Annotated in this window: 16 protein-coding genes; 3 read left to right on the top strand and 13 right to left on the bottom strand. The window is 56.7% G+C overall.

Going from position 1 to position 17,014, the window contains the following annotated elements; all coding sequences use genetic code 11:
* Positions 1-40: 40 nt before the first annotated feature.
* From PSES9_RS0114980 to PSES9_RS0114945, 8 genes are all read right to left on the bottom strand, one after another.
* Positions 41-1,330, bottom strand: coding sequence for a CitMHS family transporter (locus PSES9_RS0114980; RefSeq protein WP_010488235.1), 1,290 nt, complete (start codon positions 1,328-1,330; stop codon positions 41-43).
* An 83-nt stretch (positions 1,331-1,413) separates the two neighbouring features.
* Positions 1,414-2,112, bottom strand: a complete 699-nt coding sequence (locus PSES9_RS0114975) for an RraA family protein (protein ID WP_010488234.1) — start codon at positions 2,110-2,112, stop codon at positions 1,414-1,416.
* Positions 2,113-2,124: 12 nt separating this feature from the next.
* A complete protein-coding gene (locus PSES9_RS0114970; protein ID WP_029529578.1) occupies positions 2,125-3,099 on the bottom strand; it encodes a hydroxyacid dehydrogenase in 975 nt (324 codons plus the stop codon).
* A 95-nt stretch (positions 3,100-3,194) separates the two neighbouring features.
* A complete protein-coding gene (locus tag PSES9_RS0114965; protein WP_010488230.1) occupies positions 3,195-4,115 on the bottom strand; it encodes a LysR family transcriptional regulator in 921 nt (306 codons plus the stop codon).
* A gap of 159 nt (positions 4,116-4,274) precedes the next feature.
* Complete coding sequence (locus tag PSES9_RS0114960) at positions 4,275-4,583, bottom strand: DUF2845 domain-containing protein (protein ID WP_010488228.1); 309 nt, start codon at positions 4,581-4,583, stop codon at positions 4,275-4,277.
* Positions 4,584-4,621: 38 nt separating this feature from the next.
* Positions 4,622-5,074 (bottom strand): DUF2214 family protein, encoded by a 453-nt coding sequence (locus tag PSES9_RS0114955; protein ID WP_010488226.1) that lies wholly within the window; start codon positions 5,072-5,074, stop codon positions 4,622-4,624.
* Between the two features lie 45 nt (positions 5,075-5,119).
* A complete protein-coding gene (locus tag PSES9_RS0114950) occupies positions 5,120-6,151 on the bottom strand; it encodes a sensor domain-containing diguanylate cyclase (RefSeq protein WP_010488224.1) in 1,032 nt (343 codons plus the stop codon).
* Positions 6,152-6,175: 24 nt separating this feature from the next.
* Complete coding sequence (locus PSES9_RS0114945; protein ID WP_036988272.1) at positions 6,176-7,507, bottom strand: MATE family efflux transporter; 1,332 nt, start codon at positions 7,505-7,507, stop codon at positions 6,176-6,178.
* 341 nt (positions 7,508-7,848) lie between these two features.
* Between PSES9_RS0114945 and PSES9_RS0114940 the strand changes: the two genes are divergently transcribed.
* From PSES9_RS0114940 to PSES9_RS0114930, 3 genes are all read left to right on the top strand, one after another.
* Positions 7,849-8,613: a FadR/GntR family transcriptional regulator gene (locus tag PSES9_RS0114940; protein ID WP_010488222.1), complete on the top strand. Its 765-nt coding sequence runs from the start codon at positions 7,849-7,851 to the stop codon at positions 8,611-8,613.
* A gap of 32 nt (positions 8,614-8,645) precedes the next feature.
* On the top strand, positions 8,646-9,668 hold the full coding sequence (locus PSES9_RS0114935) for a LacI family DNA-binding transcriptional regulator (protein ID WP_010488221.1): 1,023 nt from the start codon (positions 8,646-8,648) through the stop codon (positions 9,666-9,668).
* A gap of 129 nt (positions 9,669-9,797) precedes the next feature.
* On the top strand, positions 9,798-10,955 hold the full coding sequence (locus PSES9_RS0114930) for an L-talarate/galactarate dehydratase (protein ID WP_010488220.1): 1,158 nt from the start codon (positions 9,798-9,800) through the stop codon (positions 10,953-10,955).
* Here the strand turns inward: PSES9_RS0114930 and PSES9_RS0114925 are convergent.
* The 5 genes from PSES9_RS0114925 to PSES9_RS0114905 all read right to left on the bottom strand — a co-directional run bounded on the left by PSES9_RS0114925 (position 10,943) and on the right by PSES9_RS0114905 (position 16,592).
* A complete protein-coding gene (locus PSES9_RS0114925; protein WP_010488219.1) occupies positions 10,943-11,860 on the bottom strand; it encodes a LysR family transcriptional regulator in 918 nt (305 codons plus the stop codon). The two genes, PSES9_RS0114930 and PSES9_RS0114925, sit on opposite strands and share 13 nt — an antisense overlap.
* A 250-nt stretch (positions 11,861-12,110) precedes the next feature.
* Positions 12,111-13,631 (bottom strand): tripartite tricarboxylate transporter permease, encoded by a 1,521-nt coding sequence (locus PSES9_RS0114920; protein ID WP_010488217.1) that lies wholly within the window; start codon positions 13,629-13,631, stop codon positions 12,111-12,113.
* Between the two features lie 11 nt (positions 13,632-13,642).
* Positions 13,643-14,128 carry a tripartite tricarboxylate transporter TctB family protein gene (locus PSES9_RS0114915; protein ID WP_010488215.1) on the bottom strand — a complete coding sequence of 162 codons (486 nt, stop codon included), beginning with the start codon at positions 14,126-14,128 and terminating at the stop codon, positions 13,643-13,645.
* 63 nt (positions 14,129-14,191) lie between these two features.
* A complete protein-coding gene (locus PSES9_RS0114910) occupies positions 14,192-15,175 on the bottom strand; it encodes a tripartite tricarboxylate transporter substrate binding protein (protein WP_010488213.1) in 984 nt (327 codons plus the stop codon).
* A gap of 34 nt (positions 15,176-15,209) precedes the next feature.
* Positions 15,210-16,592, bottom strand: coding sequence for an enolase C-terminal domain-like protein (locus PSES9_RS0114905; RefSeq protein WP_010488211.1), 1,383 nt, complete (start codon positions 16,590-16,592; stop codon positions 15,210-15,212).
* Positions 16,593-17,014: the final 422 nt, after the last annotated feature.

Raw genomic sequence — 17,014 nt, 5'->3', positions numbered from 1 at the left:
GCCTTTTCGCTTACGGCGTTGTTAATTGAGCCCAATAGATTTACCGAACATACAAAGGGAAAATCCCAGTCAGGAGGGAAACGCAGAGAAGTATAAGACTGCTTACCACAGACCACTTCAGCGTAAAACGCTGGTTCTCGGCGTAATCCAGCTTGAGCATGCTCACCACTAGGTAAGTCGAAGCCACCAACGGACTGAGTATGTGCACGGGCTGCCCGATCAAGGAGGCTCGTGCCATCTCGATTGCACTTATCCCGTGATGTTGTGCTGTATCTGCGAGGATAGGCAGTATGCCGAAGTAGAACACATCGTTGGAAACCAGCCAGGTCAGTGGAATACTGAGTAACGCTGTCAGCAGAGCCATGAAAGGGCCGAAACTATCTGGAATGATTTCTAGCAATCCAGTTGCAACAGTTTTTGTCATGCCAGTGCCGGTGAGTACCCCGGTGAAAACGCCAGCTGCAAAGATCAAGCTGGAAACTGCCAGTATTGGCGGTGCATGAAGTGCCAGTTGATCCTGCTGGTCTTTAAGGCTAGGAAAGTTAACGATTAGTGCCATGCACGCCGCGACCATAAACAGGTAACTGAGGGGGAACAGCTCCAGGCATAGCGCCAAGATCAGTAGGCTCGTAAGGGCCCAGTTGAAGTTGAAACGCCAGCCTCCAGCACCTCGATGCTCACCCAGTTCAGAGAAATCACCATTGATGTCAATGGCTCCCCCTAGGCGAACTCTCTCGCGACGCCCAAACATATAAGCCAGGGCGAATGTCCAAGCGACGGAAGCGAGTATTGCTGGAATCATTGGGACGAACATTTCGCCCACATCGACATGCATCGCGGTGGCCGCGCGTGCGGTCGGCCCGCCCCAAGGCACCATGTTTCCCAGGCCTGATACCTGCAGTAGCAAGCAGCAAACCATTGGGCGTGAGAGGCCAAGGCGTTTGTAGATGGGCAGGAACGCAGAAAGCACAATCATGTAAATAGTTGCTCCGTCGCCATCGAGCGCGACGATGAAAGCGAGCAATACGGTTCCGATAAATATCCTTACAGGGTCACCACGTACGGCTCTTACGATCCTGGCTACCAGGGGATCAAACATTCCAGCTTCGGTCATCGTCAGGAAGTAGAGCATGGCGAAAATCATCAGCACGCCATTGGGCGCAACCAAGCGCAAACCATCTATCACATATTTACCCAGTTCAGCATGAAATCCTCCAATGAGTGCGAACAGGGTCGGGATGAGAATCAGCGCTGTGAGAGCAGACAGTTTCTTACTCATCAAGAAATAGATAAAGCTAGCCAGCATTACGCAGCTAAGGATCATAAGCATGTCGTCGTCCTGTTTTTTATAGTTGTACAGGTAGGCCGCATTCGCCCTAATGACAAATGAGCGAGTTCTACGTTAGAAAGGATTCAAACTGGAAGTCCTTTTGAGCGTAACAACGCGTCGAAACGCTCAGGATCAGCGGTGCCGAGCCTGTTGGTTTCACGAATTGATGCTTCGCGTTCAAGATGCGCCAACGTCTTTGGCAAGAGCTGTTCAGCGTCTAGAGCAGGAATTGAGATCACGCCATCGGCATCGCCAAGCACGAGATCGCCCGGTAGTACGCACAATCCAGCACAGGCGATTGGCACGTTAATTTCACCTGGGCCGTCTTTGCTCGGGCCTCTATGAGTATGGCCGGCGGCAAACACCGGAAGGATGCCCTCTGCGAGCTCCTCAAGATCACGCACGGCACCATCGATTACGATGCCCCCGAGTTTGACTCGAAGTGCCGTAGTGCGGACAAGTCCACCAATGACTGCTTGGCTGACATCGCCACCGCCATCAATAACGAGTACGTCCCCCGGTTGAACCATCATCAATGCTTTATGCACCATCAGGTTGTCGCCAGGGCGGATGCGTAGGGTGAAGGCCGGGCCGCACATTTTCAACGACAGATCGCCGTGATACATATGCAGGCCGCGAGAGCCAATACTGCGTCCCATGCAGTCGCCTGCAACAGCGACAGGAATCGCGCGAAACGCTTCAATAAGTGACTCATTCAGTGCGTTGACACGCGGGTTGATACGATAGCCGGTAGGCCAGTTTTGAATGCTGCAACTAGACATTGGAGAACCTGATCAGTGATTGAGGACGCTTGGGTTAACGCAGGCGGATCGAGCACTCGGCTCGCCGTTGAGGTAACCCAGTACGTTGCGTGCAGCACCCATTGCCATGGCCGAAAGTGCGGCAGGCGTTGAGCCGCCCACGTGAGGGGTAAGCACTACGTTTTCGAGCATCAGTAGTGGGCTGTTTTCAGGGAGTGGCTCAAGGGCCATGGTGTCCAGGCCTGCGGCATACAAGCGGCGTTCGCTCAGTGCTTGTGCCAGGGCTTGTTCATCAACAACTTCTCCACGCGCGGTATTAATCAATACTGCGTCTTCTGGCAGCATCGCCAACTGCGTTGCTCCAATGAAGTTGCGCGTCTGTGATGTGAGGGGAACATGCAAGCTCAAAACGTGGCTGCGCGGAAGAAGATCAGTTAACGAACCGACGCGCTCTGCACCTTCCATATCACTGTCATGGGGAAGGAGGGGGTCATACACAACGACCGACATGCCTATTGCTTGGCAAGCACTCGACACTCGTCGGGCCACCTGGCCGAAACCAATCAAACCCAATGTGCGACCGCTTAGCTCCAGGCCGTCCTGGGATCTCGACCAGCGACCTTCACGGATCTCCCGATCCAGCCAGTTGACCCGGCGAGCCGCAGCGAACATTAGCGCGAGTGTCATCTCGGTGACCGATTGCGCATTGGCTCCGGGCGTGATGTAGACAGGAATCTGGCAAAGAGTAGCCGCTGCGACATCAATGTTACTGACACCGACTCCATGCTTGGAAATCACTTTCAAGGTCGGGCAGTTGGTAATAGCGGCGGCATTCAGCTCCAGGGTGCGAGAAATAACTGCATCGACTGGCTCGCTTGTCATGACCCTTGCAATATCTTCAGGGCCTTGTCCTGAAGGAGTGAACAGAACACGGCAGTCCTGAGATAACAGCAAATCAAGGCCCGCACTTGCCAGCGTTGGTGCTGTGACAAGAATGGTGTGAGACATGAGGTGCGCCCTTTGTGTTTGTTTGAATGACCTCATCATTCAATGGGCGCATCTATAAATCTATTTCCAGTTTTTTATCTTTATATGAATTGGTTTTATATATCCTGAGAGCAGTGCGCAGTGAACAGTGCTTTACCTTCTCGCCGGAGAAGATCGACGACAAACGCTGCTGGGGGCGACAGGTATGCCTCGCGACGCCGCACCAGACCAAAACTGCGGTTCATGGTGGTTTGCTTCAGGACGATTTCTTTCAAATTAGCCCCTGCGTGGCCTAGTTTGAGATTGTGTCGGGAAATGAAGCTGAGCAGTTTCGTGTGAGTGATCAAGCGTGGCATAGCGCTTAGGGAGTTGGTCTGAATGTGGATCTTGGGAAGATCCAAGTGGTGGTTGAAAAAGGGATTGTCCAACCAGCGCCGTGTTGCTACTGAAGGGGCTGGTAAGACCCAGCGACAGGAGCAAAGGTCAATCAGGGATACCTCCTTTTCCAATAGCGGGTGGTCGCCGCTGGCGACCACTACCACCTCATCCTCAAGTAACGCATGTGTCTCGAACACTTCAGAATCAATTGCAGATAACGGGCTGATCAGCAAGTCGACATGGCCGGTACGTAGAGAGTTGACCAGCAGATCATTTTGGCCGGTGATCAAATCAAGAGTCAGTTCAGGCGCCAGCTCAAGGAGTATTTCCACTAGGCGCGGCAGTAAAAACTCAGCAGCTGTCGGCCCGCAGCCAAGGCGTACAACACCTGCTGTTCCCTTGGCGAAACCCTGAATTTCTCGCTGCGTCTCTTCGACGCCTAAACGTAAATGTCGGGCCCGTAGCAGCAACAACTCACCTGCCGGAGTAAGACGCATGCGGCGGCCTTCGCGATTGAACAGAGCTGTATCGAGTGTAGTTTCAAGGCGCTGAATACTTTTCGAAAGAGCGGGCTGGGTCTTGTGCACGCGGTCTGCGGCGCGTACGAGACTTCCGTAGACGGCAACCATTTCGAAATAATAAAGATCTCGCAAATCCATAGTCACATCCAACCCGATAAAGAATCTCAGGGTAAACGAATATGGAGGGATCAATGCCCATCGTTACTACTGCTCACAAAAGCCCGCACGTTCATCTGGCTGACTATTTGAGCAAAACCCAACCTGCCATCCCTCAGTCCCGTTGTTTTTCCAACAGACCTAAAGACGACCGCTGTCGATTTTCACCAGTTTGCCATCAATGAATTTCAGATATTTATACGCGCCGTTATCTGGCCCATAAACCCAGTTTTCGACGGTGACTGACTTGGCCTTGATCTGGCCATTGCTCTCGGTCTGGGGAGGGATGATTTGTCTAGTGTTAGGTTCGCCGCATTTTTCCAGCACGACAAGGGTCAGATCGCCTTCGTCAATAATGCCGTTGCTGCAGCGCATTGATGCATGTGCTGAACTCAATGCCATTAAATAAACAAGCAAGCCCATTAGGCCGCTGCATAGCAATTTCAACATGTAAGGCTTTCTCAAATGATGGCGGAACCTGCATGTCATCAGCCTGAACCAAACCCACGTGCCATCAATGTGGCAAGCAGGGGAATGATCAGGAGTAGCAGCAACTCCAGGCGAATGATCATGGTTACCAGGAGTTTTTCCCGGCGGCTGATCACTGGCGCTTGTCCTGTCTTTAGGGTGTTACGCCAGTTCAGGTAGACGTAGGTGGGGTATGCCGAAAGCAGGCCGACCAGGATAAACAGCCCGACTTTGGTGTGGAACAGGCTGTTGGAAATGTAGTATTGCCAGCCTTTGCCATACCAGATGACCCGTACCAAACCGGTCAGCAGGACCAGGCCTGCACAGACGCCGTAGGCCAGGTCGGTGATAACAAGGCGCCGCGCGCGTGCTACATCCAGTTCCTTGCTGAAGCTCACATGCTCGATGCTGAGCAGTGCGAACAAGCCAAAAATCGATAGGTAATGCAGGTAAGCCGCAATTGCCTCGCCCATGTTGTTTCCTTGCTGGTTATCAAGACTCTTCTGGAGTGTTATGCGTCAGTCCGTTGCGGTTTCGACCCGGTCGCGACCATTGTGCTTGGCTCGATAGAGTGCTCGGTCTGCACGTTTCATTGCATTGGCCCCGGTCTCGGCTTCGCCGATGAGCGTGCAGCCAATGCTGATAGTCAATGGTAGCTCTGCTTGCTCAAGGGTGAAGTGACTGTCGCCAATTTTGCTGCGGATGCGTTCGGCTATGTGCTCCAGTTCACGCACGTCATTGACATGGGCCAGCACAACGAATTCTTCGCCGCCATTACGGGTGACAATGTCATTGGGGCGTACCGCGCTGGATATTCGCCGTGCGGTTTGCCACAGGACCTGATCACCAGCGTCATGACCGTGGGTGTCGTTGACTTGCTTGAACCGGTCGAGATCACAAAACAGTATGCCCAGGTGGGCGCCACGCTCTTGTGCGGTGCGTTGCTCATGGGCCAAAAAGTGCTCCAGGCCAGCGCGGTTCCACAGTTGGGTCAGTTGATCGAGCATGCCCTTGCGTTGTTCGCGGCTCAGGGCGTCGCGCAGTTGCTCGGTCTGGTGGCTGACGCGGCGCAATTTCAGGTAGCCCTCGGCCAGGGTCGCCATGTCCTTGAATAGCGCTTTTTCTCTCGGGCTGAGTTTTCGCGGTTGTGGGTCAATCATGCACAGAGTGCCAAGCGCCTGGCCCTCTTCGGAGAACAGTGGCTGGCCGGCGTAAAAGCGCACATAGGGATTTTCGGTGACCAGTTCGTTATCGCGAAAACGCTGATCAACATGGGCGTCGTTGACGACGAAGGTGTCTGCGCTCTGGATCGCCTGGTCGCAGAAGGAGATACTGCGCGGCGTCTCGGCCACATCTAGGCCCAGGCGCGACTTGAACCATTGGCGATCACGATCTATCAGGCTCACCAGTACTGTTTGCACGGAAAACAGGTCGCGTACCACGCGCACAATGGTGTCCAGATAGGGATCGGCCGGCGTGTCCAGCAACTCCTGGTCGTCGAGGGCTGCTTGGCGTTGTGTTTCATTTTCAGGCAGTTTGAGACTTAGCATAATGAGGTTGCTCGCTTCGGTATTTCACCAACTGTCATGCCGGTTCATAAGATAAGCATAGGCGCCAAGGCTGATACCGCGTAACGCCATGAAGCCAAGAAATGCGAGCCACAGGCCGTGATTGCCCAATCCTTGCAGCAGCCAGCCCAATGGCAGGCTTATAGAGACCGCAATGAGCATGGCGTTACGCATCTCCCTGGCTCGGGTAGCGCCAATAAAAAGACCGTCCAGCACATAGCTCCAGACCGCAATCAGCGGCAAGAGTGCCAGGTAGGGCAAATAGATGTGGGCAATGTCACGCACGGGTTCAATATTGGTTTGCAGCCTGATGAACCAGTCTCCTGCCAGGAAAAAGAACAAGGCAAACAGCAGGCTTACGACTAACGACCAGCCGGTGGCAACGATCAAGCTACGGCGCAGCGCCTTACGATCCCTGGCGCCCAACGCATGGCCACAGAGCGCCTCGACGGCATGGGCCAGGCCATCCAGTGCATGGGCGGTGAGCAGCAGGCCGTTCAAGAGCAAGGCATTGGCGGCGACTGTTGCATCGCCCAGGCGCGTGCCCTGCACCGTGACCAGGAAAAATACCAGCTGTAGTCCGAGGGTGCGGATGAATATGTCGCGGTTGACGGCCAGCAATGGCCGCCAGCTTGTCCAGCGGCGCAGCACTGGCCAGTTGATCTCACCCACATAAGGGCGCAGGGCCTTGCGTGCCAGCCACAGGCCGAGCAGGGCACCAGTCCATTCCGCGACGACCGAGGCCCATGCCGCGCCACTGACGCCCCATTGCAGGCCCAGAACCAAGAACAGGTCGAGCCCGACATTCAGTATGTTGGTGGTCAGTAGTATCGCCAGTGGGCCGCGTGCGTTCTGGGTGCCCAGTAGCCAGCCAATCAGGGCATAGGTCGCCAGCGCTGCTGGCAGGCCAAACAGGCGGATATGGAAGTAGTCGAGGGCCAGTTGATTGAGTTCAGCCGAGGGTTGCATCAAGCTCAAGGCGAGTCGACTGAAAGGCACGGCAAGGGCAATCAGCAGTACCGCGAGCGTACAAGCCAGTAGCAAGCCCTGGCAGAGTACCTGGCGCAATGCCCCGCCGTCTTGCCGACCAGAGGCCTGGGCGGCAAAACCTGTGGTGCCCATGCGTAGAAAACCCATGGCCCAGGTCAGCAGGGTATATAAGGTTCCGCCTACCGCCACTGCAGCCAGTTGATAGGCGTGGGGCAGATGACCAACCACTGCGCTGTCGACCAAGGCGACCATTGGGACCGAGACATTCGACAGGATCATGGGGGCAGCCAGGGCCCATACGCGTTTATGGGTTGGGCGGTGACGCCATGCTTCGGTTAAGTACTGGATCAAGTTAGCTGCGCCTGACTGCAAATCAAACAAGCATGGCAGGCTGTAACACAAAGATAAATATTGCTGGGCTGATCGGACCAGGCATCTGCCTCGGTTGTTGCTCGATATCCCGCTCAAGGTTTTGCATGCGCAGGTTAATCGACAAGGCTGGATCGAATACGCTGGCAACTCATTGTCCAGAAAGGATTTACGGCTCCTGAATCGGACGAAACCTACTAGTGCCTAACTTTTGATTAGCTCCACAATCAAGCATGGCAACCGACTTGCCATCATTGCGCTGTTGTCATACAACTATTGGGTTATGATGTATACACATTGACCCACAGGCCCGAAGAGTCATGCTCAATCAAAACAATCAGCAGCTTCCCCGTCGTAAGCATCGCAGCCTTGCCCAGGAGCTTGTCGCTGAGCTTTCGCAGCGCATTCGCGATGGCGAGATCAAGCGCGGTGAAAAGCTGCCGACCGAGTCGGCGATCATGGCGGCGCAGGGGGTGAGTCGCACGGTTGTTCGCGAGGCGCTGTCGCGGCTGCAAGCCTCGGGTCTGGTTGAAACGCGCCACGGTATCGGTACATTCGTCATCGATGTGCCCACCGCCAATGGATTTCGGATTGACCCAGCCACCATTGTCACCCTGCGCGATGTACTCAATATCCTGGAGCTGCGCATCAGCCTGGAAGTCGAGTCAGCCGGTTTGGCGGCCCAGCGCCGTAGCCCGGAGCAATTGTTGGCGATGCGGGCCGCACTGGATGCGTTGAAAGACAGCGTGGCTCACGCCAGTGATGCCGTCGCATCCGATTTCCAGTTTCACGTTGCCATTTCAGAGGCCACGGGTAACCGCTATTTCACCGACATCATGAGCCACATGGGCACCAATATCATTCCGCGTACGCGGGTGAACTCGGCGACCTTGGCCCATGATGACAAAGGCTTGTACATGGCTCGCCTTGAGCGTGAGCATGAACAGATATTCGAGGCCATCGAGCGCCAGGATGCTGAGGCTGCGCGAGCGGCGATGCGTCTGCACCTGACCAACAGCCGCGAGCGTTTGCGTCAGGCTCATGAGCAAGCTGAAAGCGAAGCCCAGCAGACGACTGCGATCTAGTCAGCGGTGAGTCAGTTGCCAGGAGCTTGATCATGGCGAGCCACAAGCCAGCCGGTTCCTCCAGCACGCCAACCCTGATTGATGTTGCGCGAGTTGCGGGTGTCTCGCCAATCACCGTGTCGCGTGGGCTGGGACGGCCCGAAGTGGTTGCCGATAAAACCCGCCGCCGGGTGCTCGAAGCTGTGCGTGCCACCGGATATGACCCCAATCTTGCTGCTGGCTCACTGGCTGCGAGCCGAAGCCGTCTGGTGGCGATCATGCTGCCGACCATCGCCAATTCGATTTTCTCCGACACAGTGCAAGCGCTCACCGAGCGCCTGGCCGAGGCGGGTTATCAAACCTTGCTTGGTCTGACCGGCTACGAAGCCGAGCAGGAAGAGGCATTGCTCAGTACGTTGTTGGGGCGTCGGCCAGACGGGATCGTTCTAACGGGCATCGAGCACACGCTGGAGAGCCGGCAACGTCTGGCGCGAGTCGGAATTCCGCTGGTGGAAGCCTGGGATCTATGCGATCAGCCGCTGGACATGCTGGTGGGCTTTTCCCATGAGGCTGTTGGCCAGGCCGTGGCGGATTACCTGCTGAACAAAGGCTATAGACGCGTCTCGGTCATCACACTCGACGACCCGCGAGGCATCAGGCGTAGCAAAAGCGTGGCCCAGGCGCTTGCGCAGCAGGGTGTTGCCGCTGTGGCGATTGAACGTTTAGCTGCACCAGCAACGCTGGCAACCGGGCGCGAAGGGTTGAGCCGTCTGCTGGCCCAGGATAAAGCGGGTGAAGTGGTGGTTTGCAGCTCCGATACCATTGCCCAGGGCGTGTTGGCGGAGGCTGCCAGTCGGCAAATCGCAGTGCCGTCAGAGTTGGCGGTGATTGGGTTTTGTGATTTATCCAGCGGGGCGCACACTCATCCAGCACTCTCAACGGTGCGTGTTGATGGCCTGCGTATCGGCCGGTCGATTGCCGAGGCACTGCTGGCGCGTTTTGCCGATCCATCTTTAGCGCGCAAGCCCTTGCGTCTCGACACGGGTTTCGAGGTGATCGAAAGGGGCACTACATAATTTTTTTTGGCTGTTGAATGATTTCGCAATCATTTTAGAATCAAAGGGGCTGTGGTTTTTCCATGTCCTGTGATTTGGCTCCAATACCGGGTCACGGACGCTATTTGATTCGCCAAGGTGGAGACTCCAATGAACCAACAGCCTGCTATGACTTGCGCAGACGAAGACCGTATCGCCTGGCTCCGTATACGTTCCGTGGCGTTGCCGCTGGCTAACCCGATCAGTGATGCCAAGGTCCTGACCGGACGGCAAAAGCCCATGACTGAAATTGCCATTCTGATTGCTGAAATCCAGACCCGTGATGGTCATCAAGGCATGGGGTTCAGCTACTCCAAGCGCGCCGGTGGACCTGGCCAGTTTGCCCACGCGCTGGAAATCGCGCCAAACCTGATTGGTGAAAACCCCAGTGATATCGCCAAGCTCTGGGACAAGCTGTGCTGGGCGGGTGCCTCGGTTGGACGCAGTGGCCTGGCGACGCAGGCCATTGGGGCCTTTGACGTGGCGCTCTGGGACCTCAAGGCGCGCCGCTCGGGCCTGTCGCTGGCGCGTTTGCTCGGCGCCCAGCGGGACTCGGTACGTTGCTACAACACCTCCGGCGGGTTTCTGCATACCCCTCTGGAGCAATTGCTGAAAAACACGGATGTCTCCCGTGAACAGGGCATTGGTGGAATCAAGCTTAAGGTCGGCCAGCCCGATGCCGCGCTGGATCTGCATCGGGTGGCCAAGGTGCGTAAGCACCTGGGGGAATCCTTCCCGTTGATGGTCGACGCCAACCAGCAATGGGATCGCACCACCGCGCGGCGCATGTGCCGCCGCCTGGAGGACTTCCAGTTGGTCTGGATCGAGGAGCCGCTCGATTGCTACGACGCCGAGGGTCATGCCGAGTTGGTGCGCCAGTTCGATACCCCGATTGCCACCGGTGAAATGCTTACCAGCCCAGCCGAACACTGGGAGTTTATTCGACAACGCGCAGCGGACTACCTGATGCCGGATGCGCCGCGTGTGGGTGGCATCACCCCGTATCTACGGGTGCAAACATTGGCCGAACAAGCGGGCATGACGCTGGCGCCGCACTTTGCCATGGAGTTGCATGTGCACTTGGCTGCAACCCATACGCGTGAACCTTGGGTAGAGCACTTCGAATGGTTGGAGCCGCTGTTCGAGGAACGCCTGGAAACCCGCGACGGCCGCATGCTGGTGCCGACCCGTCCGGGGTTGGGCCTGACGCTAAGCGAGCAAGTAGCAGGTTGGACCGTGCAACAGGCCGAGGTCGGTCAGCGTCCCTGATCCTGCTCGTTGAGCACATGACTTTCCAGCTGCGCGGCGCTGAGCAGAGCTTGCCTGACCGCCGCGCAAGCTGGGTTGTCGTCGTCTTCGCGCCAGGCCAGGTGCAGGGTGCTGTGCATGCCATCCGGCAAGTCTATGGGGCGAAAGCACAGGTTATCCTGGCGCAGGCGTGAGGCCCCCAGTGGCACCAGTGCCAGCCCCATGCCCGAGTTGACCAGGGTCAAGATTGTCAGGGTCGAGCTCAGTTCCTGCACCACCCTTGGCTGGATGTTATGGGTGGGGAGCAAGCCGTTGATCAACTCATTGAAGGGTTGCCAGGACGACAGGATGAAGGGTTGTGCATCGAGGTCCCTGACTCGGACCAGCGTTTGGTTGGCCAGCGGATGCTGGCGTGGCACGGCGAGTACGAACGGCTCATGCAGCAGGCTGAGACTGCTAATGCCCGGCTGCATCACTGGCGTGCGTACAATGCCTATGTCAATGCGTCTCTCGCGCAGCGCTTCGATCTGCTCGAAGCTGGTCATCTCCTGCAGTTTCACCTCTATATCCGGCAGGCGTTCGCGTAAGTCGTTGAGCGCTCGCGGCAGCAAGCCATGGACCGCGTTGGCGACGAAATTCAAGGCTACCGAGCCCAGGTCACCAGCGGCGATTCTGCGCGCCCTTTGCGTAGCCTGTTCGGCACGCTCAAGCAGGCTGCTGGCCTCAATCAGAAAGGCGCGTCCTGCAGCGGTCAGGCAAACAGAGCGGGTGCTGCGCTTGAACAGGCTGACGCCAAGCTGATGCTCCAATAACCTGATCTGTCGGCTCAAGGGCGGCTGGGTCATATGCAGGCGTTCAGCTGCTCGCCGGAAGTTGAGCTCCGTGGCAACCATGGTGAAACAGCGCAGTTGGGCAAGTTCGAACATTGATTCAATTCGGGTATCAATGGAATGGTTAATTAGAATAGACCTTGCCAATCCGTGCCGTCATGCTTCTTCTCAAGAATTTGCACAGCGAGATAGCGCGATGCATCCGGACATGAACGCCAAAGCCTCAAGCGGCCGAGCTCGATTGCGTTCAAGCAAGCCGTCCGTGGATCGCGCCCAGGCCTGTATCAACGCCCGGACAATAAAAAAGGCCAGCTACAAGAGCTGGCCTTTCAAGGTTAAGCACCCATCAGGTGCGGATGATTTCGTTGATCATGCTCTTCTTTGGGCGAATCGCGCTGACCAGTTGCCAGATTACAAAGGCCAGCGCCAAACCGAGGAAGGTTGCCGAAATCGGGTTGGTGAGGAAAGTGCCGAAGTTGCCATCGGACATCATCAGGCCACGGCGCAGATTGGTTTCGGCCATTGGTCCAAGAATGAAGCCGATGATAAACGGCGCCGGTGGAATACCCGCTTTGACGAAGGCGTAGCCCAGTACGCCAAATACCAGGATCGACCAAACGTCGAACAGGCGGCTGCTGAGGCCGAATGCACCGACCACGCACAAAACCAGGATGATCGGCAGCAAGATGTGCTTGGGGATCTCCAGCAGCTTGATAAAGATGCGCAAGCCATAGAATTCCATGAACAGCATCAGTACGGTCGATACCAGCAAGGCGGCGAAGATGGTGTAGACCAGCGGACCTTGGGTGATGAACAGCAACGGGCCGGGCTGGATGCCGTGAATCAAAAAGCCGCCAAGCAAAATCGCGGTTACCGTATCGCCCGGAATACCCAGGGTCATCAGGGGCAGCATGGCACCGCCGATACCGGCATTGTTAGCGGTTTCACTGGCAACCACACCGCCCATGTTGCCCTTGCCGTAGCTGTCTGGATCTTTCGCGCGTTTCTTCGAAATGATGTAGGCCAGCAGGTTAGAGGTGCCAGCGCCGATGCCCGGTAGAATCCCGACACCCAGGCCGATCAGGCCGGAGCGCGTTGCGTTGGGTACCTGCTCGCGAAACTCGCGCATCGAGAAGCCGAAGCCCTTGATGTTCTTCATGCTGACCGGTTCAGCCTTGGCTTCCACAGGGCGGCGTCCGCGCTCGGCCACCTTGATGATCTCGGCCACTGCGAACATGCCGATCATCACTGTGAGCATGGCGAAGCCGCCATTGAGTTCGGCGAAGTCGAAGGTAAAGCGGCGAATCGCTTCAACCGGGGCAATCCCCACGGTGGAAACGGCAAAGCCCAGCGCTCCGGCGAACAAGCCCTTGACCATCGAGCCGGCGGAGAGCGTGGCAATCAGGGTCAATGAGAATACGGCGATGGAGAAGTATTCCTGCGGGCCAAAGCGCAGGGCGAACTTGGCCAACTGCGGTGCCAGGAACATCAGGGCGATGATGCTGAAGATGGTGCCCAGGAAGGAGAAGACAATACCGACTCCCAGCGCTTTAACGCCTTCGCCTTTCTCCATCATCGGGCCACCGTCGAACACAGTGGCAATGGAGGAGGGGGTTCCCGGAATCTTCAAGAGAATGGCCGATATCAAGCCGCCGGACGTGGCGCCGATAAACAGGGATACCAGCAGTGACAAGCCGGCGTGCGGGCCCATGGTGAAGGTCAGTGGCAGGCACAGGGCTACCGCCATTGTGGCTGACAAACCAGGCACTGCGCCAAAGACGATGCCGACGGCGACACCAATGACCATCAGCAGCATGATATGGATTGAAAAAACAGCACCGAAGCCTTGCTGCAATAAGTCGAGCATGGTCGATTCTCCTAGAAGCCAAACAGGCCGGATGGCAGCATCAGGTCAAAGGCCTCACGGAACAGGGTGTACACCACTGCAGAGGTGATCAGTGCAATCAGCACATAGACCAGGTGGTTGACCTTCTGGTTGACGGGGGTGAGCACGATGAACTGCAGGTAGAGGTAAATCGTGGTCATGATCGGAAAGCCGACCGTTTTCAATAGAGCGATGTAAGCGACGATCAACGCCAGGGTTTTGACAACTGCCTTGGCGTCTAGCGGCTCGCTGGCGGCTTCGTCTGGTGTGCTTGCCGCTTGCACGGCCTGTGGCATTTTTACCGCCGCCAGCATATGCAATGCGCCAAGCATGCACAGTAGGGCCGAGAGCAGGTAAGGGACGAAGGTCGCGTCGATACCGCTATGGTGGGGCAACTGGGTCGTCATCAGCAGGTAGCCAATGCCGACAGCCAGCATGCAGCCGGCAATGGCCAGTTCAGTTTTCTTGTTTGTAGCCATCATTTAACCTCTGGTGATGGTCGCTTGGCGCGTGCCGGTCAGCAGACCGGCCCGACCTTTACATCATTTGGACTGGCGCAGGGCGTCCTTGTACTGCATGAAGTCTTCGCGGGTCTTTTTCAGGGTCGCGATGGCTTCTTCGGTGTTGTAGTAGGCAACAGGTTGCTTGAAAGATTTCTTCAGCTCTTCTGCGTACTCAGGGTTTTCAGTGATCTGCTTCATGATGTCGGCCATCTTTTTCACGATTGCCGGATCAGTACCCTTTGGAAAGGCAACCACGTAAGGCTTGTCGATAGTGAAGTCGACACCTTGTTCCTTGAAGGTCTTAACGTCGCCCAGCAGCGCGTTACGCTCGGCGTTTGGCTGGCCCAGCGCAACCATCTGGCCGCCTTTGATGTAGTCCTGTACCGAGCCATAGCTGATCGCGCCCAGGTCCATGCGTCCACCCAGCAGGGCAACCACTTTCTCGGACACTGTGCCGGCGTCGATCATTTTCAGTTTTACACCCGCCAGCTGTTCAAACATCAAGCCCTGGATGTGCGAGAAACTGCCGATCTCGGTGCCGTAGGCGATGGTGTTTGGGTTGGCCTTGGCTTTTTCGATCAGGTCTTTGAGGCTTTTCACGCCGGCTTGTTCGCTGGCAACAAAGATGGCGCCTTTGTCCACGCCTGCGATGCAGGAGATATCGAAGGCGTCGTAGCTGTCTTTGGACAGGCCAGCCACTTCGTTGACGATCAACTGGCCGGTGTGGGTGAACAGTATGGTGTTGCCATCCGGCGCTGCGCCCTTGACCTGTTCGGCAGCCAGGGTGCCACCGCCGCCAGCGACGTTGGTCACGACCATGTTCTTGCCGGTGATTTCGCTGAAGTACTTGGCCATCATGCGGGCGTTGAAGTCAGTGTCGCCGCCAGGGTTGGCGATTACCACCACTTGCACCGGGCGTGTCGGCCAATTGGCTGCATCAGCTGCAAAGGAACTGGCTGGGCCGCTTAATACGCCCATGGCGATCATTGCAGACATTAGGGAGGCACGGATTGTTTTTTTCATTGGAATTCTCCGGGTGGTTGTAAATAGGCGCGCCTTAACGGGTGCGGCCCAAGCTTGGACGTTTCGGGTCGTACTGCCAGCCCGCCACGAGGTACTGCATGGCCATGGCATCGTCACGTGCGCCAGTGGCGACGCGCTTATAGAGTTCATGGGCGCTGTGTATACGATCCAGGTCGGGTTCGATACCGAGGCCCGGACGTTGTGGTACCTGAACCTTGCCGCCGATGATTTGCAGCGGTTCGCGGGTCAGTCGTTCCTGGCCTTCCTGCCAGATCCAGTGGGTGTCGATGGCCGTGATGCGCCCGGGTACGGCGGCGGCAACATGGGTAAACATGGCCAGCGATACGTCAAAGTGGTTATTGGAGTGCGAGCCCCAGGTCAGGCCGAACTCGGCGCACACCTGGCCAAGGCGGACGGCGCCCTGCATGGTCCAGAAGTGTGGGTCGGCCAGCGGGATTTCCACCGCTTCAAGGCGCAGTGAGTGCCCCATCTGACGCCAGTCGGTGGCGATCATGTTGGTGGCAGTCGCAATGCCGGTTGCGCGCTTGAACTCGGCCATGACTTCCCGGCCGGAGTAACCATTCTCAGGACCGCAGGGGTCTTCGGCGTAAGCCAGCAGATGGTTTTGACCCTTGCACAGGGCAATGGCTTCATCCAGCGACCAGGCACCGTTCGGATCAAGTGTGACGCGGGCCTGCGGGAAGCGCGACTTGATGGCGGCAACGGCAGCCATTTCTTCGCTGCCGTGCATTACGCCACCCTTGAGCTTGAAGTCGCTGAAGCCGTAACGGGCGGCGGCAGATTCAGCCTGATCGGCAATGGCTTGCGGGGTCATCGCAACGCTGTGCCGGTGTTTGTACCAGTCATCACCCGTGCCTTTTACATAGGGCAGGTCGGTTTTATTGCTGTCCCCGATATAAAACAGATACGCCAGCATCGGCACGCTATCGCGCTGCTGGCCTGCGCCAAGCAATTCAGCGACTGGAACCTTGAGGTACTGGCCAAGCAAGTCGAGCAGGGCCGCTTCAACCGCCGTGATGACGTTATCCAGGCGCAGGTTGATCTCGTGGGGCTGGCGCAGTACGGCGGCTTCAGCTTCCGAGGTGACCTGGTGAGCGATGGTTTGAGGGCCGTCAGCCTTGCCTGACAGGGCCTGTTGCAGGCTGCGCAGCACACGGTTATAGGCGCCGATTGGCTGGCCTTCGACCAGGGGGCGGATACGCTCAAGTGCCTGGCGAATACCTTCACCGCCCGGCACTTCGCCGATGCCCATGTTGCCGGCGTTGTCCTTGAGCAGCACCAGGTTACGCGTGAAGTAGGGCGCATGGGCTCCGCAAAGGTTAAGCAGCATGCTGTCCTGGCCGGCAACGGGGATCACCTGCATGCTCATTACGCTGGGGGTTTGGTGCTGGCTCATTGCAGCGTCCCCCTTGGGCGATTGATCCCTTGGCGAGACGTTTCCAGGCGCCCCCTCAAAGAGGGTGTGTCCTGAGAATGCTTTGGAATCGAAGGCATAGATTGATTCTCGTATTTGTTTTTATTGGTGTAGTTATGCGTCGTCGTACGACATGGCGAATTTGTACCAACCAAAAGCTTGGCTGTCAACGACCATCTGTTCGCAAATGATGCAAGGCAACTCCTGGCTGCGCTATTTTGTGGCGCTTATGCCTATTGCAGACGGCTGCATGCCCAAAACCTGTTGCGCTAGACTTAAGTCGAATGAAAAGGAGTGTTCTTTTTTATAGTTGTACGATAACGTATCACTTCAGCCGAGGCTGCCAAACATACTCAACATCCAGGGTGTTCACATAATGAATCCACAAGAACTGAAGTCCATCC

This window comes from Pseudomonas sp. S9, from assembly GCF_000222125.1.
GTDB classification, from domain to species: domain Bacteria; phylum Pseudomonadota; class Gammaproteobacteria; order Pseudomonadales; family Pseudomonadaceae; genus Aquipseudomonas; species Aquipseudomonas segetis.
This window is presented reverse-complemented; position numbering and strand designations above follow the sequence as displayed.